The sequence below is a fragment of the Mycolicibacterium aichiense genome (assembly GCF_010726245.1).
Classification (GTDB): domain Bacteria; phylum Actinomycetota; class Actinomycetes; order Mycobacteriales; family Mycobacteriaceae; genus Mycobacterium; species Mycobacterium aichiense.
Map to the genome: position 1 here is coordinate 886,300 of NZ_AP022561.1, position 20,532 is coordinate 906,831.

The following is a 20,532-nucleotide window of genomic DNA, read 5'->3' on the forward strand; positions in this document are numbered from 1 at the left end:
GAGGTTCTAGCGTTGAGAATCTCGTCCGATAACCGATTGCACTCCCGTGGGATCATCGAATGCAGGGGAGTCATGTCGGACTGGACGCATAGGTTCAGCAGTGTCGGTGACGAGGGAAATGGTGGGGTGGACGAGGTGACTTCCGAAGTCGTGTCGGAACCGGCCATCGCCGCACCGCGCACGTCCGGGCGGGCCGCCTCCGATCTGTTCCGGTTGTTGCCGTATCTGCTGCCGTACCGCGCGCGGTGGATCGCAATGCTGGTGATCGCGATCAGCAGCCTGGCGGCCACTGTCGCGATCCCGCTGATGACCAAGGCGGTGATCGACGGACCGGTCCGCCACCAGGACCAGCGGGGGCTGTGGGTGGTCGGCGCCGCGGCGATGGCGGTGGGCGTCACCGAGGCGGTGCTGTGGTTCATCCGCCGCTGGCTGGTATCCCGGGCCACCATGGGTGTCGAGGCGGACATCCGCAAAGACCTCTACGCCCGGCTGCAGATCCTGCCGATGTCGTTTCACGGCCGCTGGCAATCGGGCCAGCTTCTGTCGCGAATCATGAACGACCTCAGCGTGATTCGGCGGTTGCTGTCGTTCGGCCTGGTGTTCCTCATCCTCAACATCCTGCAGATCACCGTCGTCACGATCATCCTGCTGGCGATGTACTGGCCGCTCGGTGTCGTGGTGCTGGTCTCGATCGTGCCGATCACCCTGATAGTGCTGCACTTCGAGCGCACCTTCACCCAACTGGCCCGGCAAGCCCAGGACCAGGCGGGCCATGTCGCCACGCACGTCGAGGAGTCGGCGCTGGGGCTGCGCGCGGTGAAGTCCTTCGGCCGCGAGGACTACGTGTACGACCGCTTCGACGCCCAGGCAAGCACGCTGTACGACACCCAGATTCAGAAAGTCGCGGTGTCGGCGAAGTTCTGGACGCTGCTCGAGGTGATTCCCAACCTCACGCTGATCGTGGTGCTCGGGTTCGGCGCGTATGCCGCCGGGCACGGCCAGGTCACCATGGGCACGCTGGTCGCGTTCATCACAATGATGCTGTCGCTGGTCTGGCCGATCGCCTCGCTGGGCTTCCTGCTGTCGATGACTCAGGAGGCGATGACGGCGGCCAACCGGATCGCCGAGATCTTCGACGCGCCCCGGGAGATCACCGACGGCCCCGGCACTCATCCGCCGCGCGGCGGTCGGCTGGAGCTCGACGATGTGGGGTTCGCGTTTCCTGACTCGGACACGTTCGCGCTGCGCCACGTCAGCGTGACCGTCGAACCGGGGGAGACCCTCGCCCTGGTGGGCGCCACCGGCTCGGGCAAGTCGGTACTGGCCGGCCTGCTGCCGCGGCTCTACGACGTCACCGAGGGTGCGATCCGCATCGACGGCACCGACATTCGCGAGCTGTCCCTGGACGCGCTGCGCACCACCGTCGCCACCGCGTTCGAAGACCCGACGCTGTTCTCCATGTCGGTCGCCGAGAACCTGCGGCTCGGCCGTCCGGACGCCACCGAGGACGACCTGCGCAGCGCTGTCGAGGTCGCCGCCGCACAATTCGTCTACGACCTGCCGTACGGCCTGCAGACCCGAATCGGAGAACAGGGCATGAGCCTGTCCGGCGGTCAGCGGCAACGGCTTTCGCTGGCCCGCGCCATCCTGGCCGCGCCGCGGGTCCTGGTGCTCGACGACACCCTGTCCGCGCTCGACGTGCACACCGAGGCCGTGGTCACCGAGGCCCTCGGGCGAGTGCTGGCCGGGGTCACGGCCATTGTCGTCGCGCACCGCGCCTCGACGGTTCTGCTGGCCGACAAAGTCGCGCTGCTCGACACCGTCGACGGTGCGGGCACGATCACACACATCGGCACCCATGCCGAGCTTCTGGCCACGGTCCCTCGCTACCGCTTCCTGCTCGCTGCTGACGACGAGCTCGACGACGGATGCGAGGTGCGGTGTGACTGGGAGGACGACGACGAGCGGCAGCGGCTGGATCACGCCTATGAGGAGGCGTGCGAGCAGCGCAGTGCCGCCCGGCGCACGTCCGACTACGCCGCGACGGAGGGCAGACAACGATGACGGCCACCGAATGGCGGGGCCGGCTCGACGAAGAACCCGACGACCTGCCGATCGACGAAGCCACGCCGCGCAAACGTGAGGCCCGCGCGCTGCTGGGCTCGCTGCTCGCGCCGTTCAAGGCCACGGTCGCGCTGTTGGCATTGGTCGTCGTGGTGGAAAACGCTGCGCGGCTGTCGGTTCCGCTTCTGGTCCAGCGCGGTATCGACCACGCCATCCCGCCGCTGCTGGCCGGTGGTCCGGCGCGCGAACTGATCATCGTCGTCGCGGCGCTCTGCGGTGTGGTCTGTGTGCAGGCGATCAGCCGGATGACGTTCCTGAAGCGCTCCGGCCGCATCGGCCAGAGCGTGCTGCTGGAGGTGCGCCGCCGGGTGTTCCGGCACTTCCAGCGCCTCGACGTGGCCTTCCACGACCGCTACACCTCCGGTCGGGTGGTAAGCCGGCTGACCAACGATGTCGACGCCATCCAGGACATGCTGGAGACCGGCTTCGACAGCCTGATCACCGCGGTGTTGACGTTGTTCGGCACCGCGATCCTGCTCGTGACCCTCGACGTGAAGCTGGGCCTGATGTGCCTGGCCGCCTTCCCGATCCTCGTCGCGCTGGTGTGGTGGTTCTCGGCCGAGTCGGCCAAGACCTACCGCCGCGTGCGGGAGAGCGCCGCGCTGGTGATCGTGCAGTTCGTCGAGACGATGACGGGCATCAAAGCGGTCCAGGCCTACCGGCGCGGGCCGCGCAATCAGGAGATCTTCGACGACGTCGCCGACCGGTACCGCTTCGACAACGAACGGACCTTCCGGCTGCTGGCGATCTTCATGCCCGCGGTCAAGCTGGTCGGCAACCTGACCACCGGCGTCGTGCTGCTGTACGGCGGCTACCGGGTGCTGCACGGCGAGATGACAATCGGCACCCTGGCGGCGTTCCTGCTGTATCTGCGGATGTTCTTCGAGCCGATGCAGGAGATCTCGCAGTTCTTCAACACCTTCCAGTCGGCATCCAGCGCGCTGGAGAAGCTCGCCGGTGTGCTGGCCGAGAAGCCGGCGATCGCCGACCCGCCGGAACCGGTGCACCTCGACCGGATCAACGGCGAAATCGCCTTCCGCGACGTGCAATTCAACTATGTGCCCGCTCGGCCGGTGCTGCCCGGGCTGTCGCTGGTCGTGCCGGCCGGGCAGACCGTCGCGCTGGTCGGCACCACCGGTGCGGGTAAGACCACGATCGCCAAGCTGATCGCCCGGTTCTACGACCCGACCTCGGGTGCGGTCACCCTCGACGGTGTCGATCTGCGGGACTTCGCGCAAAGCGACCTGCGCCGCCACGTCGTGATGGTCACCCAGGAGAACTTCCTGTTCTCCGGGACCGTGGCCGACAACATCCGGTTCGGCCGCCCGTCGGCGTCCGACGCCGAGGTGCACGCCGCCGCGGTCGCGGTCGGGGCGAACGAGTTCATCGACGCACTGCCCGACGGCTACGACACCGACGTCGCCACCCGTGGCGGCCGACTATCGGCCGGGCAGCGGCAGCTGATCGCGTTCGCACGGGCGTTCCTCGCCGACCCCGCGGTGCTGATCCTCGACGAGGCGACGTCGTCGCTGGACATCCCCAGCGAGCGGCTGGTCCAGCGCGCGCTGCGCACGGTGCTGGCCGACCGGACGGCCCTGATCATCGCCCACCGGTTGTCGACCGTCGAAATCGCCGACCGGGTGCTGGTGCTCGAGCACGGGCGCATCGTCGAGGACGGACCGCCCAGTGAGCTGATCGACGCGGAAGGCCGCTACGCCGCGTTGCACCACGCCTGGCTGGAATCGCTGGCGTGATCGCCCGAACATTCAGCACGCCACGGCATACCACGCACTACCTCGAAAGCGGGCCTACCGATGGCCCGTTGATGGTCTTCCTGCACGGCTGGCCGAGTATCGGGCTGATCTGGCGTGCCCAAATGGAGGCCTTCGCCGCCGACGGCTGGCACTGCGTCGCCCCTGATCTGCGCGGCTACGGCGGTTCATCGGTGCCGACGGCCGAAGGCGCCTACGCGATCGAAGAAATCGTTGCCGACATGACGGAGCTTCACGATCACCTCGGCGGCGAATCCGCGATCTGGGTCGGCCACGATTGGGGAAGCATCGTGGCCGGCGCCCTGACCGCACACGAACCCCTGCGGAGCCGCGGCCTCGTGCTGACATCGTGGGCGTACTTCCCCGACGCGAACAGTCTGACCACGCTCGCCTCGCTCGTCGATCGGGAGATCTATCCGGCCGACCGGTACCCCGACGGTCAATGGGACTACTACCGCTATTACACAACGCATTTCGACGCTGCGGTCGCCGATCTCGACGCGGATCGCGCGGCGACACTGGCCACGGTCTACCGGCGTGGCAGCCCCGCCGCCGTCGGAAAGGTTTCGCCGACCGCGGTGGTCACGCATAACGGGGGACGCTTCGGCTCCGCGCACCGCGCCCCGCCGACGCCCCCCGACCCGGCTCTCTGGCCGTCGGCCGATTTCGGCGCACTGGTCGAGGCGTTCGAGGCCGGAGGGTTCCGAGGCGCCTGCGCCTGGTACACGAACGACGATGCCAACATCGCCTATGCGCGCACGGCGCCCGACGGCGGTCGCCTTTCGCAACCGGTATTGTTCGTCAACGGCGAGTGGGACCCCATCTGCAGCATCACCGGCAACCGTCAGGGCGAGCCCATGCGTGCGGCGTGTGCGCGCCTCACGGTGACCGGTCTGGCCGGCGGGCACTGGCTGCCGGTGGAATGCAAGGGCGAACTCGTCGAGGCCATTCGTACCTGGCTCCGCAGCAACAATCTCTGATGCCAGGCTGATCACTCCCGCTCGGCGGATACTCGACGGTATGCAGCGCTTCGCCGACCGGGCGGATGCGGGCCGGCGGCTCGCCGAGTCGCTGACGGCCTACCGCGGGCGTGACGCCCTCGTCCTCGGACTGCCCCGCGGCGGTGTGCCGGTGGCCTTCGAGGTCGCCAAGGCTCTGGCCGCGCCGCTCGATGTGCTCGTCGTACGCAAGCTCGGGGTACCCGGGCAGCCCGAACTGGCCTTCGGCGCGATCGGCGAGGACGGCGTGCGCGTCATCAACGACGCGGTGTTGCGGCACGTGGTGGTCAGCGACGCCGAGATCGCCGAGGTGGACGCCGAGCAGCGCACCGAGCTTGCGCGCCGCGTCGCGCGCTACCGCGGCGACCGCACCCCGCAGCCGCTGACCGGCCGGGTAGTGCTGATTGTCGACGACGGTTTCGCCACCGGTTCCACCGCGCGCGCAGCCTGCCTGGTGGCTCGTGCGCGGGGCGCGGCGAAGGTGGTGTTGGCCGCCCCGATCGGAGCCCCGGACACCATCGCCGAGCTGCGCTGCTACGCCGACGAGGTGGTATGTCTCGGCGCGCCACGGTATTTCAGTGCGGTCGGGCAGGGCTACGACGACTTCCGGCAGACCTCCGACGAGCAGGTGACCGCCCTGCTGGACTGCGCGGCCCGGGGCTTTACGCAATGATGAGTTAATCAGCGACTCAACCCAACACCCGCTCAGTGACTATCCGTGCCCGCACGTGGCGGTCGACACCGCGCTGCTGACCCTCGATCCGGCCGACCCGGAGTTGTCGGTTCTGCAGGTGCGCCGTACCGATGGACCGGGCTGGGCGCTGCCCGGCACCTTCCTGCACCCCGGTGAGCGGCTGGCCGACGCGGTCGAACGGTCGCTGCGGACCAAAGCCGACGTGCGCGGGCTGCGACCGCGCCAACTGCGGGTGTACGACGACCCGGCCCGGGACAGTCGGGGCTGGGTGTTGTCGGTGGCCCATGTCGAAGTCGTGCCGATCCGCCGGCTAGACTCCCGCAGGCCGCGCGACACCCGGCTGGTCCCAGTGGCCCGCCCCGGCCGGCTGGGATTCGGGCACGCCGAGATCATTGCCCGCGCGGCACAGGAAGTCCGGGACCGCTACGCCGATCGGCCCGACCCCGACCACCTGCTGGGGCGCCAGTTCACCCTTGGTGAGCTGCACCGGGTGCACCAGGCGGTGGCGGGCCGACCCCTTCAGCGAGACGGGTTCCGGCGCCTGATGAAGCCCCTGCTATGCCCGACCGGCCATCTGGTCACCCGGACCGGCGGCAGGCCCGCGGAATTGTTCCGGCGCGTGTCGAACCCCTAGTGGGGCAATCCGATTCGCCGGTAACGCGCCAGCCGGGCGGCGTACCTCTGTTCGGACGGGGTCTCGCGCAGATCATGGATCTCGCGGGCGATCGCCACAGACAACCGGCGTGCGAACTCCACCGGCTCGTCGGCGGCGTCGGGATGCTCGGGCACGATCGCGTCGACGATGCCGTTGTGCAACAAGTCGAGTGACCGGACACCCTGTGCCGCAGCCAGTTCCGGGGCGTGGTCGGTGTCGCGGAACACGATGGCGCTGGCGCCTTCTGGTGGCAGCGGCGCCAGCCAGCCGTGCTGGGCGGCCAGCACCCGGTCGGCCGGAACCATCGCCAGCGCCGGGCCGCCGCTGCCCTGGCCGAGCAGCACCGACACCGTCGGGGTGTCCAGCATGACCAGATCCGCCAGGCAGCGGGCGATCTCACCGGCCAGGCCGTCCTGTTCGGCCTCCGCCGACAGTGCAGGCCCGGCGGTGTCGATCACCAGCACCAGCGGCAGCTTCAGCCCGGCGGCCAAGGCCATGCCGCGGCGGGCTTCCCGCAGGGCGGCGGGGCCTACCACCCCGCCCACTACACGCTGTTGACCGACGACGACGGCCGGCTGGTCGCCGAACCGGGCCAGGGCCAGCGCCGTGGTGGCCGCATCGCCGTGTGTGCCGGACAGTGGCACCCGGTCCGTTGCGCCTTCGCGCAGTAGCCAGCTCACCCCCGGCCGGTCCGGACGCCGCGATGCCACGACCGACTCCCACGCCGGGATGTCCGGGATCGGCTCGTCGGGCAGTGCGGCCGGCGGACGGCCCGGGGCGTCGGTGATGACCCTCAGCGCCCGGTCCAACGTCACGCGCAATGAGTCGATGCCAACGACCGCGTCAATTACACCGTGCCGCAACAGGTTCTCCGCGGTCTGCACGCCCGGCGGGAACGGTTCGCCGTAGAGCTGCTCGTACACCCGAGGCCCGAGGAACCCGATCAGCGCACCGGGCTGCGCGGCGGTGATGTGGCCCAACGAGCCCCAGGACGCGAACACCCCACCGGTCGTCGGATGCCGCAGGTACACCAGATACGGCAGGTGCGCCCGCTTGTGCTGCGTGACGGCCGCGGCGATCTTCACCATCTGCAGGAACGCGACGGTGCCCTCCTGCATGCGGGTGCCACCCGAGCTCGGCGACGCCAGCAGTGGCAGCTTCTCGGCGGTCGCACGTTCGATCGCCGCGGTGACACGTTCGGCGGCGGCCACCCCGATGGACCCGGCGAGGAAGTCGAATTCGCAGGCGACGACGGCGACCCGGCGGCCGTGGACGGTGCCCTCGCCGGTCAGCACCGCCTCGTCGAAGCCGGTCTTGGCGCGGGCCCGTTCGAGCTCACCGGCGTAGGCGGCGTCGGCGCCGACATCCAGCGGTTCGCTGTCCCAGCTCCGGAAGGAACCAGGGTCCAGCGCGGCGTCGCGTAGCTCGGCAGCCCCGATGCGGCTCACGCGACGAGATTATCCGGCCAGTACCCTCGAACCATGATCGGTATCAACCGCGTGGGGGATGTGACCACCATCGAGCTGCAGCGTCCGGAACGACGCAACGCGCTCAACTCCGAACTTGTCGACACGCTGCGCGACGCCGTGGAGAAGGCCGCAGCCGACGATGTCCGCGCAATCGTGCTGACCGGGCAGGGCACCGTGTTCTGCGCGGGCGCGGATCTGTCCGGAGACGTGTTCGCCGCCGATTTCCCCGACAAGGCCATCGCGCTGAACAAGTCGATCGACGCCGCGCCGATGCCGGTGATCGCCGCCATCAACGGCCCCGCGATCGGTGCCGGGGTGCAGCTCGCGATGATCTGCGACCTTCGAGTGGTTGCTCCCGGCGCCTACTTCCAGTTCCCGATCGCGAAATACGGTCTGGCGCTGGACAACTGGAGTGTCCGGCGGCTGTCCTCGCTGGCCGGTTACGGGCGGGCCCGCGGCATGCTGCTGGGCGCCGAGCGCCTGGACGCCGACACGGCGTTGATGACCGGGATGGCCAACCGGCTCGGCGACCTGGCCGACGCGCAGGCGTGGGCGCAGGAGATCGCCGGGCTGGCGCCGCTGTCGCTGCAGGCGTCCAAGCGGGTGCTGAACGACGACGGCGCGTACGAGGAGCAGGGGCCCACCCACAAGGAACTGTTCGACAAGGCGTGGGGCAGCCAGGATGTCATCGAAGCCCAGGTGGCGCGCATCGAGAAGCGCCCCGCCAAGTTCACGGGCGCCTGACATGCCGGGCCTTTCCCGGGTCGCTGCGCTCCTGCCCTCCGGGAGGGCCGCGGTGCGGCTGGCCGCCGGGACCGCGTCGCTGGCCGGCGGCGGATGGCTGCTACGCGCCCTCAACGACACCCCAGCATCGCTCGGGGCCGGGCCCGGAGACATCCGCCCGGTGGCCGACACCTCGCCCAACTACCGCGACGGGGTGTTCCACAACCTCGAGCCCGCCAGTGCCTTGCGGCTGGACTCCGAGGAAAGCCGCCTGGTCCTGTTCGACATGTTCTCCACCCGCTCGGCCAGCCGCCCCGCGGGCACCGTGCCGCTGGTCGCGCCGGCGGCCACCAAGTCCGAGCCGCTGGCGGTCAGCTGGCTGGGCCACTCGACGGCGCTGCTGGAGATCGACGGCTACCGGGTGCTCACCGACCCGGTGTGGAGTGAGCGCTGCTCGCCGTCGCGCAGCGTCGGGCCGCAGCGGTTGCACCCGGTGCCCGCCCCGCTGGAGGCGCTGCCCGCGCTGGACGCGGTCGTGATCAGCCACGACCACTACGACCATCTCGACATGGACACCGTGCTGGGGCTGGTCCGCACCCAGCGGGCGCCGTTCGTCGTGCCGCTCGGCGTCGGCGCTCACCTGCGGCAGTGGCGTGTCCCGCGGGAACGCATCATCGAACTCGACTGGAACGCCGAAGCCCGCATCGGGGACCTCACCCTGGTGTGCACGCCCGCGCGGCACTTCTCCGGCCGGTTCCTGTCCCGCAACACCACGCTGTGGGCGTCGTGGGCGATCGTCGGCCCGCAGCACCGCGCCTACTTCGGCGGCGACACCGGGTATACCCGCAGCTTCGCTGACATCGGCGCCGAGCACGGCCCCTTCGACCTGACGTTGATGCCGATCGGGGCCTACAACAAATCCTGGCCGGATATCCACATGAACCCGGAGGAGGCGGTGCGCGCCCACCGCGATGTCACCGATGCCGGGCTGCTGGTACCGATCCACTGGTGCACGTTCCGGCTGGCTCCCCATCCGTGGGCCGAGCCGGTCGAGCGGATGCTGGCGGCCGCCGACGAGGCCGGCGTGCAGGCGGCGGTGCCCAGGCCGGGTGGCCGGGTCGTGGCGGGCGCGGCCGGAGCAATAGACAAGTGGTGGCAACTGTGAGCCACTACGGTGCAAGCCATGACCGCTCTGGCAGCACGTGCCGCGATCGTCGCCCTGGTCGCCGCGCTCACCGCGTGTAGCGGCACAGCATCCAAGCCCGGGGCAAGCCCGCCGCTGTCCGACCAGCCACCGCCGCTGGTGCCCGCCATGGCGCTGCCGGACAACGCCGTTGAGAACGCCGTCGCCAAGCTCGATGGGATCGCTGCCGACCTGATGAAGTCCGCGGGCATCCCCGGGATGGCGGTTGCGGTGGTGCACGGCGGTAAGACGGTGTACGCCAAGGGCTTTGGCGTCAAGGACGGCACCCGCTCCGCCGACGACCCCACCAACAAGGTCGATCCTGACACGGTGTTCCAGCTGGCGTCGGTATCCAAGCCGATCGGCGCCACCGTCGTCGCCCATCAGGTAAGCCAGAATGCCATCGGCTGGAACACCCCGGTGACCGACAGGTTGCCCTGGTTCGCGCTGTCGGACCCGGCCGCCACCAGGATGGTCACCGTCGGTGACCTCTATTCGCACCGCTCCGGACTGCCCGACCACGCCGGGGATAAGCTCGAGGACCTCGGCTACGACCGGCGGTACATCCTGGAACGGCTGCGCCAGCTTCCGCTGGCGCCGTTCCGAATCTCCTACGCGTACACAAACTTCGGGCTGACCGCAGCCGCCGAGGCGGTGGCGGCGGCGGCAGGCAAGTCCTGGGAGGACCTCAGCGACGAGGTGCTGTACCGGCCGCTTGGCATGGCGTCGACCAGCTCGGTGTTCGCCGACTACGAGGCCAGGGCGGACAAGGCGGTCGGGCACATCCGCATCGACGGGGCCTATAAGCCGCTGTACAAGCGCGACGCGGATCCCGAAGCGCCCGCGGGCGGGGTGAGTTCCTCGGTGAACGACCTCACCCATTGGCTGGCGATGATGCTGGCCGACGGACAGTACAACGGCAGGCAGATCGTCGACCCCGCCGCGCTGCTGCCCGCGGTGTCCCCGCAGATCGTGTCGAACCCGCCGACGGAGCCGGCGATGCGCTCGGGCTTCTACGGGTACGGGTTCAACGTCGGCACGACATCCGCGGCCCGGGTGCAGCTGAGCCATTCCGGGGCCTTCGACCTCGGCGCCGCAACCAACTTCGTGATCATCCCGTCGGCCGACGTCGCGATCGTCGCGCTGACCAACGCCACCCCGACCGGCATCCCGGAGACGCTGACCGCGGAATTCGCCGACCTGGTTCAGTTCGGCGAGGTGCGCCAGGACTGGCGAGCGCTCTACGCCCACGCGTTCGCCGACATGGACAAGCCGTTCGGCACGCTCGCGGGCAAGACGCCGCCGGCCAACCCGGCCCCGGCCCAACCGGCCGCGAGCTATGCCGGCACCTACCGCAACGACTACTGGGGTGCGGCAGTGGTCGCCGAGAAGAACGGCACGCTCACGCTGTCGTTGGGGCCGCGGCCGGACACCCTTGAACTCAGCCACTGGGACGGCAACGTCTTCACGTTCACGTTCGCATCCGAGAACTTCCCGCCCGGCAGCATTTCCACCGCGACCTTCGATGGCGACAAGCTGACGCTCGAGTACTACGACGACGACAGAATGGGGACCTTCATCCGATGAGTCTCGATGTAGCGGCGGGCCTGTCCACCGACGACGTCGCTGCCCGGATCGCCGCAGGTCAGACCAACGACGTGCCCACCCGCGCGTCGCGCAGTGTCGCGGAGGTGGTGCGGGCCAACGTTTTCACCCGCATCAACGCCATCCTGGGGGTGCTGCTGCTGATCGTGCTCTCCACCGGATCACTGATCAACGGCATGTTCGGACTGCTCATCATCGCCAACAGCGGTATCGGCATCATCCAGGAACTGCGTGCTAAGAAGACGCTGGACAACCTCGCCATCGTCGGGCAGGCCAGACCCACCGTGCGCCGGCGGACGGGCACAAAACCGTTGCCGCCCAACGAAGTAGTGCTCGACGACATCATCGAACTCGGCCCGGGAGACCAGATCGTCGTCGATGGCGAACTGCTCGAGGCCGCCAATCTCGAGGTCGACGAGTCGCTGCTCACCGGCGAGGCCGACCCGATCGCCAAGCACACCGGGGACACCGTCATGTCCGGCAGCTTCGTGGTTGCCGGCACCGGGGCGTATCGCGCCACCAAAGTGGGCCGGGAAGCCTACGCCGCCAAGCTCGCCGAGGAGGCCAGCAAGTTCACCCTGGTCAAATCCGAACTCCGCAGCGGCATCAACAAGATCCTGCAGTTCATCACCTACTTGCTGTGGCCCACCGGGCTGCTGGTCATCTACACCCAGTTGTTCACGACGGATGTGGGCTGGCGCGAGTCGGTGCTGCGGATGGTCGGGGCCCTGGTGCCGATGGTTCCCGAGGGCCTGGTGCTGATGACGTCGATCGCGTTCGCGGTCGGAGTGATCCGGTTGGGGCGCAGGCAATGTCTGGTGCAGGAACTGCCTGCCATCGAAGGGTTGGCCCGCGTCGATGTGGTCTGCGCCGACAAGACCGGCACCCTCACCGAGAACGGCATGCGACTGGCCGACGTCACTTCGGTGAGCGAGGACGACCATCGGGTGGCCGACGTGCTGGCCTCACTGGCCGCCGACGACCCCAAGCCCAACGCCAGCATGCAGGCGATCGCCGAGGCCTATCCGCACGCGCCGGGCTGGACCGCAACGGCCGCAGCACCGTTCAAGTCCGCCACGAAATGGAGCGGGGTGTCCTACGGCGAGCAGGGGAACTGGCTGATCGGTGCCCCCGACGTCCTGCTGGACCCCGACTCGCCGACCGCAGCGCAGGCCGAGGAGATCGGTTCCCGCGGCATGCGGGTGCTGCTGCTCGGTGCCAGTGATCTGCCCGTAGACAGTCCGGATGCGCCGGGCCGTGTCACCCCGGTGGCGCTGGTGGTGCTCGAGCAGCGGGTCCGGCCCGACGCCCGAGACACGCTGGAATACTTTGCCTCGCAGAATGTCTCGGTCAAGGTGATCTCGGGTGACAACGCGGTGTCGGTCGGGGCGGTGGCCGAGACGCTGGGCTTGCACGGCGAGACCCTGGACGCTCGCCAGCTGCCGACGGACGCCGACGCCTTGGCCGATGCGATGGCCACCTACACCACGTTCGGCCGGGTGCGTCCTGACCAGAAACGGGCCATGGTGCACGCCCTGCAGTCGCGCGACCACACCGTCGCGATGACCGGTGACGGTGTCAACGACGTGCTGGCGCTCAAGGACGCCGACATCGGCGTGGCGATGGGCTCAGGCTCCCCGGCGTCGCGCGCGGTCGCGCAAATCGTGCTGCTGGACAACAAGTTCGCCACCCTGCCCTATGTGGTCGGCGAGGGCAGGCGCGTGATCGGCAACATCGAACGGGTCTCCAACCTGTTCCTCACCAAGACCGTCTACTCGGTGCTGCTGGCCCTTCTGGTGGGGCTGGCCGGGCTGTCGCACAAGCTGTTCGGTACACCCTCGCTGCTGTACCCGTTTCAGCCGATCCACGTGACGATCGCGGCGTGGTTCACCATCGGCATCCCGGCCTTCATCCTGTCGCTGGCGCCCAACAACGAGCGGGCCCACACCGGGTTCGTGCGGCGCGTGATGACCTCGGCACTACCGTCCGGGGTGGTGATCGGCGTGATGACCTACACGTCGTACCTGATCGCCAATCACAAGACCGACGCGACTGTGACCGAGCAAACCCAGGCCTCGACCGCGGCGCTGATCACGCTGCTGATGGGGGCGGTCTGGGTGCTCGCGGTGGTCGCTCGGCCCTACCAGTGGTGGCGGGTGGCGCTGGTGGCCGCGTCGGGACTGGCTTATGTGGTGATCTTCGCCATACCGGCAGCGCGTAAGGCCTTCATGCTCGATCCCTCGAACCTGGAGATCACCTCGACCGGTCTGGCGATGGGGTTGCTCGCCGCCGGTCTGGTCGAGGTGGCCTGGTGGGTGCAGGGCCGAGTGCTCGGCGAACCGCGGATGTTGTGGCGGACCGAGCCCGCGGTGCAAGATTGACCGATGGGATTCCTCGACAAAGCCCTCGGCAAGACCAAGGAAGTCTTGGGTGAGAATGCCGACAAAGTGGGCCAGGCCATCGACAAGGCCGGCGACATCATCGACCAAAAGACGCAGGGCAAGTACTCCAGCACCGTAGACAAGGTGCAGGATGCCGCCAACAACTACGTCGAGTCCAACCGCACCGACAAAGGCGACGAACCAAGCTGACCCATGGCGAAACTCTCTGTATCCGTAGATGTTCCATTACCGCCCGAGCAGGCGTGGCAGCACGCCTCGGACCTGTCGCGCTACAAGGACTGGCTGACCATCCACCGGGTGTGGCGCTCCAAGCTGCCCGAGACCCTCGAAAAGGGCACCGTCGTGGAGTCCATCGTCGAGGTCAAGGGCATGCCCAACCGGGTGAAGTGGGAGATCGTCCACTTCAAGGCGCCGGAAGCCATGACACTCAACGGCGCCGGTGTGGGTGGGGTCAAGGTCAAGCTGATCGGCAAGGTGCGGCCGAATGATAAGGACGCCAACACCTCGGTGGTGACCATGGATGTCCACCTGGGCGGCGCGGCACTGTTCGGCCCGATCGGCATGGTCGTGGCCGGCGCGCTGAAGGGCGACATCAAGGAGTCGCTGGACCGCTTCGTCGCGGTCTTTAGTCCGTCCTAGCGTTCGCGTCCGTCTGAGCGCTAATTCCTGATGACCCGGTGCGGGGTCGGGTACGGGTGCACGCGAGGCGCGCTCTGGCGGGCGGCGGCCAGGCCGGGAAGGCGCCGGGCCTGTTCGCTGCGTGCGGTCTCCGTGACCAGGAACCGGCATTCCAGCCCGGCGATCAGATCCTGCACCGAGCGACGCTCGCGTTCGGCGGCGCGGATCATGCCGCGAATGCGCCGGGCCTGAGTTTGCTCACCGCGCCGCTGGTAGCGCTCGAGCGCCGCGCCGTAGGTGGCCAGGTCGGCGTCGAGTTGCTCGCACTGGGCCAGCAGCATCTCCCGGAGATGTTCGGCCTGAAGGCGATTCGCGGATTCGGGCGTCTGGTCGCCTGCGTCCACATTGCTCGGTGAGGTCACGGCCGAACTGTATCCGACCCGATGACTGTGCGCGCACCGGGTGGAATGACACGGCTTTCATGGCTCGCTGTTCATCAACCCGCTACCCGGCCGTCACCCGCCGTCGTGCCGATAGTTGCGCAAACCGCGTATTTCGTCCGATGATGTCCGGCGTGGAACGTGCTGAAGAGCAGCGCCAGATCGATCAGGTGGTCAGCCGCCTGACCGAATCGTTCCCGTACGTGCCGGACCACATCATCACCGAGACGGTGGACAGCACCTATCGCCGGTTCGACGACGCCAGGATCCGGGAGTTCGTGCCGCTGTTCGTCGAACGGTCCTGCCGCGCGACGTTCGTCCTGCAACCCGCCGTCGAGATCTCGGTCTGACCTACGGCGTCACCACCGGGCCGCTCTCATGGCGGCGCAGGTTCTCGGCGGCGAACAACGCGGCCTGGGTGCGCCCGGCGAAGCCGAGCTTGAGCAGCAGCCGCGACACGTAGTTCTTCACGGTCTTCTCGGCCAGGAACATCCGCTGGCCGATCTCCCGATTGGTCAGGCCCTCGCCCAACAGTTGCAGCAGTGTGCGTTCGGTGGACGACAAGTCCCGTAACCGCTCGTCCTGCTCGGTGTCCCTGCGCAGCCGTGACATCAGGGCGGCCGCGGCGCGGTTGTCCAACAACGACTTTCCGCTTCCCACGGTCTTGATCGCCTCGGCCAGCGCCATCCCGCGGATATCCTTGACCACGTAGCCGCTGGCACCGGCAAGGATCGCGTCGAGCATGGACTGTTCGTCGGTGAACGCCGTCAGGATGAGGCACCGCAGGTCGTCGTTGGCAGCCAGCAGATCCCGGCACAGGTCGATCCCGCTGCCGTCGGGCAACCGGACGTCGAGCACCGCGACGTCGGGTGCGGCGGCCGGGATCCGGGCCAGCGCTTCGGCCACCGTCGCCGCCTCGCCGACCACCGTCAGTTCGGGATCGGCGCTGAGAAGATCTGCCAGACCGCGGCGCACGACTTCGTGGTCGTCGACCAGGAACACCTTGAGCACACAGCAGTGAAGCCCGGGACGATTACCGGCCGGTAGGGACTTTGGTCATGAAATCAGCGGAGGACGCTTCCGAGCTCTCCTAGACTGCGTCGGTGACCGTCAGGTACGTACCCGCGATCGACCTCTCGGCGGTCGACGCCATCGACTTCCACACCCACGTCGAGGTCGACGCGAGCGGCCACTGTGCCTACGACGACGAGCTGGCCGAGGCCACCGGACGGTACTTCAAGCTCGGTACCGACTACTTCACCCGCGTCGACGACCTCGCCGCGCATTACCGGCAGCACAACACCGCCGCGGTGGTGTTCACCATCGACGCCCACACGGTGTCCGGGCGCCGGCCCAACTCGGTCGAGGAGCTGATCGCCGGGACGGTGCGCAACAACGACGTGCTGATCCCCTTCGGGTCCGTCGACCCGTGGGATCCCGGCGCGGTGCAACGGGTGGCCGAGCTGAGCGGCGACTACGGGGTCAAGGGCTTCAAGTTCCACCCGAGCCTGCAGGGCTTCGAACCCAACGATCGCCGGTTCTATCCGATCTACGAGGCCATCGCCGCCGCCGGAGTGCCCGCACTGTTCCACACCGGCCAGACCGGACTGGGGTCGGCGTTGCCCGGCGGGCATGGCATCAAGCTGCGCTACTCCGACCCGATGTTGCTCGACGACGTCGCCGCCGACTTCCCGGATCTCACCGTCGTGATGGCTCACCCGGCGGTGCCCTGGGTCGACTCGCAGATCGCGATCGCGTCGCACAAAGCCAACGTCTACATCGACCTGTCCGGGTGGTCGCCCAAATACTTCCCACCACAACTCGTTTCGGCCCTGAGGCGGCAGCTCGCCACCAAGGCCCTGTTCGGCACCGATCACCCCTACATCGCGCTGGATCGCTGGCGGCAGGACTTCGATGCGCTCGGCATCGATCCCGTGGTGGCGCGCAAGATCCTCAAGGAGAACGCCCTGGGTGTGCTGCGACTGGCCTAGGCGATCTGGGAGTCGACCACCATCTCCGACGGTGCGTTGCGTTCCCACAGCACCGCGCCCGCGCAGGCCGTCAGCACCCAGCCGGTGCCCACCGCGCCGCACCAGATCAGCAGCGCCATCGCCACGCCGATCGGGCCGAACCCGTCCCAGTCGTGCAGCAGCGAGGGGAATACCAGGCGGGAGCCCAGCGGGATCACGATGCCGTCGATCACCACGCCGGCCAGCCCCGCGAGGGCCAGCGGACTGACACCTCGGCCGCCGTCACGGACCAGCAGGACCGGGGTCAGTGACCAGAACAGCCACACCGGCAGCAGGCCGACGACGAACAGCAGCGCCCGGGGGAGACCGTGGTGGTGATGGCCGAACATGATCCGCTCCCGCACGGCGATGCTGACGAGGTACAACGCGAACCATGCTGTGCCGCGCAACAATCGGGTCACCAGGCTGTACTGCTCTCGGCGCCACGCCTTGGCGAAGATCGTCGCGACCGAGGACGCCATGGGGATACCCCAGACCAGGAAGCTCGCGACGCCGATCAGCGTCCAGTCCGCCCGCAGTCCTGCCGAATTGCCGAACGCTTCCCGTAACCGGTCGGACAGCGGGTGTTCGAGGCCGAACTGACGGGTGAAGATCGTGCCGGGGCTCGCGTTGTCGGCGAAGCCCTGCATGTAGCTGAAGCCGATGACCATCAGCGGGATGACCGTGGTGAACAGCTGGGTGGACACCAGCGCTCCCTGTGTGCCGCCGTCGATGTCGTTGTACCGCGTGACCCACGCCGTCAGCGGCTTCAGCCGCCGCGACTCCTGCAGACGGCGGTAGCGCTCCTCGAGGCGCCGCCTGGTGCCGACCGGTTCACCCGACTCCGTCATGAGCAGAGGGTAGGCGATCAACCTGTCGGTGTTGCCCCTTGCGCAGGGTGGCGATCAGTTCGCGGTACGGGCCGACGAGGTAAGCGGTGTCGCCGGCGATCAGCGGGGTGTCGCGGCGCGGATGCAGCCGCAGCGGTGACCCCGCCCGGGCGATGGAGATGACCCGGGTCTGGGTCGACAGCTGGAACATCCGGATACCGTCCAGTTCGCTGCCGGGCTGCACCTGCACCGCACCGACCATGAACGACCGCTGACCGACCGAGAAGGTCCCCAGCACATCGAGGCCCATCGCCTCGCCGATGAACCACGGCGTGGCCAGGTCGACCGTCGAGCGGACGAACTCGAACTTGAATCGAGTGCCGACCGCCGATCCGAGCGCCCGGTCGTAGATGCGCAGCACGATCGGAACGTCGGGGCGTTGGATCTCGGGAAGTGCTCGCGGACCGAGCATCTCGCGCACCACGATGCCGGTCTCGATGTTGACCACATCGTCCTGGGTGAGCACCGCGACCGCACGGGCATCGCCGATACGGGCAGCCTCCAGCGTCTGGCGCAGAGTGGCGTCACCGAAGATCACCGGGACACCCAGTTCGGCCGCCGCCGACAGGTAGCGGTTGTCCTCGTCGCGTTCGATCACGGCGACGTCGTGCCCGGCTGCCTTGAGCACAGCCGCCACCCCGATCCCGAACGAGCCGAGACCCACCACCACGACGTGGCGCTGGAGGTGGCGAACCTTCTGCTTGCTGGCGGCCTGTGAAATCCGATGCGAGAGAAGCACATCGGCTACGAACGCCACCACGATGGCGGTGGTGGCGACCCCGGCGAACATCATGACGACGCCCCACAACCGCAGCCAGTCCGGCTGATCCAGGAAATTGAAGTCGCCGTACCCGACGGTCGCGATGGTCTCCGCGGAGAAGTAGAGCGCGTCGATCCAATCCATTCCCGGCTGCTGGTAGGCGAATCGCAGCATGATCGTCGAACCGATCAGCAACGTGGCCGACACCGCCAGCGCACGGTAGAACATCGGGTTCAGGTCGTCGGCGAATGCGCGCACCGCATCCGAGATCCGGACGAACAGCGGCCGCGCCCGCGGGGATGCCGGTATCGGCTTGGCGACTTCGATACCCCGCTCGGCGAGTTCGTCGGCGGTCCCGATCATCGCCGTCCAGTCACCCGCGTGTACCTGCACGTCGCGGCCAGGACACGCGATCACCTCGCCGGGATTGTCCGAGCTCTCGCCGCGGATCACCGCGACCGGGGCGAGGTCGCCGAAGATCTCCCGCAGACTGCCGTCCCGCCGGGCGGTGGCGCCGGTCACGACGAAGTCCACTCCGGCCACCGAGATGGTGTGGGTGGTCCGTTTCAGCAGTGCTTCCACCACAGATGGCGCCGCCAGGTCCGCCACGTCGAGGATGGCGCCAGGCCCGTTGCCGTCGGCCATGGCCTCGCGCAACACCGCATTGGACAGCCGAGCCACGATGCGCGCCCTCGGGTTGGCCTGTCGGGCGAGCAGTGCGATCTCCAGATTGAGCGCATCGTCGTCGTCGGCACAGATCACCGCATCGGCGGTGGCTATCCCGGCGTCCTCGAGATCTTCCGGGGCCTGCGAGATCGCGACACTGACCCCCGCGTTGTTGAGTTCCTCGATGATCCGCAACCCGAGCGCGTCGTCGCCGCAGACGATGGTGTGGCCCCGCATGGGGGAACGCTACTTCGGAAAGTCCCGTCGTGACGGGTCAGAATGAGTTATGCCTACCGCCCCCTACGTCAAAGCCTGCATCAACGGCGCCCGCACCCCCGACCAGCACGCCGGACTCCCGGTGTCGCCGGAGCAGCTGGCCGGCGCCGCCGTCGCGGCGCACTCGGCCGGGGCCATGGCGGTTCATCTGCACCCCAAGACCCCCGACGGCGTCGATTCCCTCGAACCGGACACGGTGGCGGCGGCGGTCAGCGCCGTCCGGCACGCGGTGCCGGGCCTGCCGCTGGGGGTGACCACGGGATTCTGGGCGCTGCCCGACGAACAGCGGCGGTTACACGCCGTCGAGTCCTGGACCGTGCTGCCCGACTTCGCCTCCGTCAACTGGCACGAGCCCGGCGCGCAGGATCTGGCTCAGTTGCTGCTGAGCCGGGGCATCGGCGTGGAGGCAGGCATCTTTCACGCCGAAGCCGCCGAATCCTGGGCGAGTTCACCGCTGGCCCCGCACTGCCTTCGGGTGATGATCGAACTGCAGCCCGACGGAGACACCGCGACCGCTGATGACCTGCTGGCGCGGATCCGCAGGGCCGAGTCACCGGCGCCGGTGCTGCTGCACGGCCTGGACGACAGCTGCTGGCCACTGCTGGCCCACGCCGGGCTGCGCGGAGTGCAAACCCGCATCGGGCTGGAGGACACGCTGCTGCTGCCCGACGGGTCACCTGCCCCGGGCAACGCCGAACTCGTCGCCGCCGCGTACGAGGTGCTCCGGAGCGTCACTCGGTAGGTGGGGCCAAGGCGAAGTCGGCGAAGTCGAAGCCCGGCACCACCACGCAGCTGACCAGCGTCGGCTCGTCGTCGCGGGGACGAGCGCGCTGCCAGTGACCGGGCGGCACCAGCACCTGCGGTCGTTCGCCTGCGACGATATCGGGGCCCAGCAGAACCGTTGTGGCGCTGTCCTTTTCCGGGCCGATGTCAAGCAGCAGCGGGCTGCCGCGGTGATAGAGCCACAATTCAGCGCTGCGCACCGTGTGCCAGGCGGACTGCTGGCCGGGCAGTAGCACGAAATAGATGGCGGTGCCGGCGTTGCGCGGGCCGTTGTAGTCCGGCGGCAGGGCGGATTCGCCGACAATCAGGTCACTGCGCCAGGTCTCGCGGAAAAAGCCACCTTCGGGATGGGGTCCCATCGCCAGCTCGCGAACCCAGTCGGGGAGATCCGTCATGGCCTCAGCGTAGGGATAAATCAGTTGCCCGGGTCGGGGTTGCGCCATTAGCGTGGCGCCCGTTGAAGTC

At 68.5% G+C, this 20,532-nt stretch carries 19 protein-coding genes and 1 pseudogene; 14 read left to right on the forward strand and 6 right to left on the reverse strand.

The window, feature by feature from the left end; translation table 11 throughout:
* Positions 1 to 126: 126 nt before the first annotated feature.
* The 5 genes and pseudogenes from G6N32_RS04340 to G6N32_RS04360 all read left to right on the forward strand — a co-directional run bounded on the left by G6N32_RS04340 (position 127) and on the right by G6N32_RS04360 (position 6,222).
* On the forward strand, positions 127 to 2,064 hold the full coding sequence (locus G6N32_RS04340) for an ABC transporter ATP-binding protein (protein ID WP_410432941.1): 1,938 nt from the start codon (positions 127 to 129) through the stop codon (positions 2,062 to 2,064).
* Positions 2,061 to 3,878 carry an ABC transporter ATP-binding protein gene (locus G6N32_RS04345; RefSeq protein ID WP_115317207.1) on the forward strand — a complete coding sequence of 606 codons (1,818 nt, stop codon included), beginning with the start codon at positions 2,061 to 2,063 and terminating at the stop codon, positions 3,876 to 3,878. Before G6N32_RS04340 ends, G6N32_RS04345 begins: the two co-directional genes overlap by 4 nt.
* Positions 3,875 to 4,876, forward strand: a complete 1,002-nt coding sequence (locus G6N32_RS04350; protein WP_197935806.1) for an alpha/beta fold hydrolase — start codon at positions 3,875 to 3,877, stop codon at positions 4,874 to 4,876. The genes G6N32_RS04345 and G6N32_RS04350 overlap by 4 nt, the downstream gene beginning before the upstream one ends.
* 40 nt (positions 4,877 to 4,916) lie before the next feature.
* Positions 4,917 to 5,564: pseudogene (locus tag G6N32_RS04355) on the forward strand (phosphoribosyltransferase); the annotation flags it as partial.
* Between the two features lie 58 nt (positions 5,565 to 5,622).
* Positions 5,623 to 6,222 carry an NUDIX hydrolase gene (locus G6N32_RS04360; RefSeq protein WP_172507209.1) on the forward strand — a complete coding sequence of 200 codons (600 nt, stop codon included), beginning with the start codon at positions 5,623 to 5,625 and terminating at the stop codon, positions 6,220 to 6,222.
* Here G6N32_RS04360 and G6N32_RS04365 read toward each other — a convergent pair.
* A complete protein-coding gene (locus tag G6N32_RS04365; protein WP_115317199.1) occupies positions 6,219 to 7,691 on the reverse strand; it encodes a carboxyl transferase domain-containing protein in 1,473 nt (490 codons plus the stop codon). The genes G6N32_RS04360 and G6N32_RS04365 overlap by 4 nt on opposite strands.
* A gap of 33 nt (positions 7,692 to 7,724) precedes the next feature.
* Here G6N32_RS04365 and G6N32_RS04370 point away from each other — a divergent pair, with 33 nt between their 5' ends.
* From G6N32_RS04370 to G6N32_RS04395, 6 genes are read left to right on the forward strand one after another with little or no spacing between them, the layout of a single operon-like run.
* Positions 7,725 to 8,456 carry an enoyl-CoA hydratase gene (locus tag G6N32_RS04370; protein ID WP_115317197.1) on the forward strand — a complete coding sequence of 244 codons (732 nt, stop codon included), beginning with the start codon at positions 7,725 to 7,727 and terminating at the stop codon, positions 8,454 to 8,456.
* 1 nt (position 8,457) lies between these two features.
* Positions 8,458 to 9,600, forward strand: coding sequence for an MBL fold metallo-hydrolase (locus G6N32_RS04375; RefSeq protein ID WP_115317196.1), 1,143 nt, complete (start codon positions 8,458 to 8,460; stop codon positions 9,598 to 9,600).
* Positions 9,601 to 9,618: 18 nt separating this feature from the next.
* The gene (locus tag G6N32_RS04380) at positions 9,619 to 11,205 is read left to right on the forward strand and encodes a serine hydrolase (RefSeq protein ID WP_115317194.1); all 1,587 of its coding nucleotides are present in this window, start codon (positions 9,619 to 9,621) and stop codon (positions 11,203 to 11,205) included.
* Complete coding sequence (locus G6N32_RS04385; protein WP_115317192.1) at positions 11,202 to 13,604, forward strand: HAD-IC family P-type ATPase; 2,403 nt, start codon at positions 11,202 to 11,204, stop codon at positions 13,602 to 13,604. Before G6N32_RS04380 ends, G6N32_RS04385 begins: the two co-directional genes overlap by 4 nt.
* 3 nt (positions 13,605 to 13,607) lie before the next feature.
* The gene (locus tag G6N32_RS04390) at positions 13,608 to 13,814 is read left to right on the forward strand and encodes an antitoxin (RefSeq protein ID WP_115317191.1); all 207 of its coding nucleotides are present in this window, start codon (positions 13,608 to 13,610) and stop codon (positions 13,812 to 13,814) included.
* 3 nt (positions 13,815 to 13,817) lie between these two features.
* Positions 13,818 to 14,264, forward strand: a complete 447-nt coding sequence (locus G6N32_RS04395) for a type II toxin-antitoxin system Rv0910 family toxin (protein ID WP_115317189.1) — start codon at positions 13,818 to 13,820, stop codon at positions 14,262 to 14,264.
* 20 nt (positions 14,265 to 14,284) lie between these two features.
* Here the strand turns inward: G6N32_RS04395 and G6N32_RS04400 are convergent, their stop codons facing one another.
* Complete coding sequence (locus tag G6N32_RS04400) at positions 14,285 to 14,665, reverse strand: hypothetical protein (RefSeq protein ID WP_115317187.1); 381 nt, start codon at positions 14,663 to 14,665, stop codon at positions 14,285 to 14,287.
* Between the two features lie 143 nt (positions 14,666 to 14,808).
* Between G6N32_RS04400 and G6N32_RS04405 the strand changes: the two genes are divergently transcribed.
* Positions 14,809 to 15,033, forward strand: a complete 225-nt coding sequence (locus G6N32_RS04405; RefSeq protein ID WP_232077486.1) for a three-helix bundle dimerization domain-containing protein — start codon at positions 14,809 to 14,811, stop codon at positions 15,031 to 15,033.
* A gap of 1 nt (position 15,034) precedes the next feature.
* Here G6N32_RS04405 and G6N32_RS04410 read toward each other — a convergent pair whose 3' ends face one another.
* Positions 15,035 to 15,694: a response regulator gene (locus G6N32_RS04410; RefSeq protein ID WP_115317185.1), complete on the reverse strand. Its 660-nt coding sequence runs from the start codon at positions 15,692 to 15,694 to the stop codon at positions 15,035 to 15,037.
* Between the two features lie 92 nt (positions 15,695 to 15,786).
* Here G6N32_RS04410 and G6N32_RS04415 point away from each other — a divergent pair, with 92 nt between their 5' ends.
* Positions 15,787 to 16,674, forward strand: a complete 888-nt coding sequence (locus G6N32_RS04415) for an amidohydrolase family protein (RefSeq protein WP_115317183.1) — start codon at positions 15,787 to 15,789, stop codon at positions 16,672 to 16,674.
* On the opposite strand, the gene G6N32_RS04420 is transcribed toward G6N32_RS04415, so the two are convergent.
* Together G6N32_RS04420 and G6N32_RS04425 are read right to left on the reverse strand one after the other, a co-directional pair.
* A complete protein-coding gene (locus G6N32_RS04420; RefSeq protein ID WP_115317181.1) occupies positions 16,671 to 17,543 on the reverse strand; it encodes a hypothetical protein in 873 nt (290 codons plus the stop codon). The genes G6N32_RS04415 and G6N32_RS04420 overlap by 4 nt on opposite strands.
* Complete coding sequence (locus G6N32_RS04425) at positions 17,527 to 19,245, reverse strand: NAD-binding protein (protein ID WP_115317179.1); 1,719 nt, start codon at positions 19,243 to 19,245, stop codon at positions 17,527 to 17,529. Before G6N32_RS04425 ends, G6N32_RS04420 begins: the two co-directional genes overlap by 17 nt.
* A 49-nt stretch (positions 19,246 to 19,294) precedes the next feature.
* Here G6N32_RS04425 and G6N32_RS04430 point away from each other — a divergent pair, with 49 nt between their 5' ends.
* Positions 19,295 to 20,026 (forward strand): 3-keto-5-aminohexanoate cleavage protein, encoded by a 732-nt coding sequence (locus G6N32_RS04430; RefSeq protein WP_115317178.1) that lies wholly within the window; start codon positions 19,295 to 19,297, stop codon positions 20,024 to 20,026.
* On the opposite strand, the gene G6N32_RS04435 is transcribed toward G6N32_RS04430, so the two are convergent.
* Positions 20,016 to 20,462, reverse strand: a complete 447-nt coding sequence (locus G6N32_RS04435) for a cupin domain-containing protein (protein WP_115317177.1) — start codon at positions 20,460 to 20,462, stop codon at positions 20,016 to 20,018. The genes G6N32_RS04430 and G6N32_RS04435 overlap by 11 nt on opposite strands.
* Between the last annotated feature and the right edge of the window lie 70 nt (positions 20,463 to 20,532).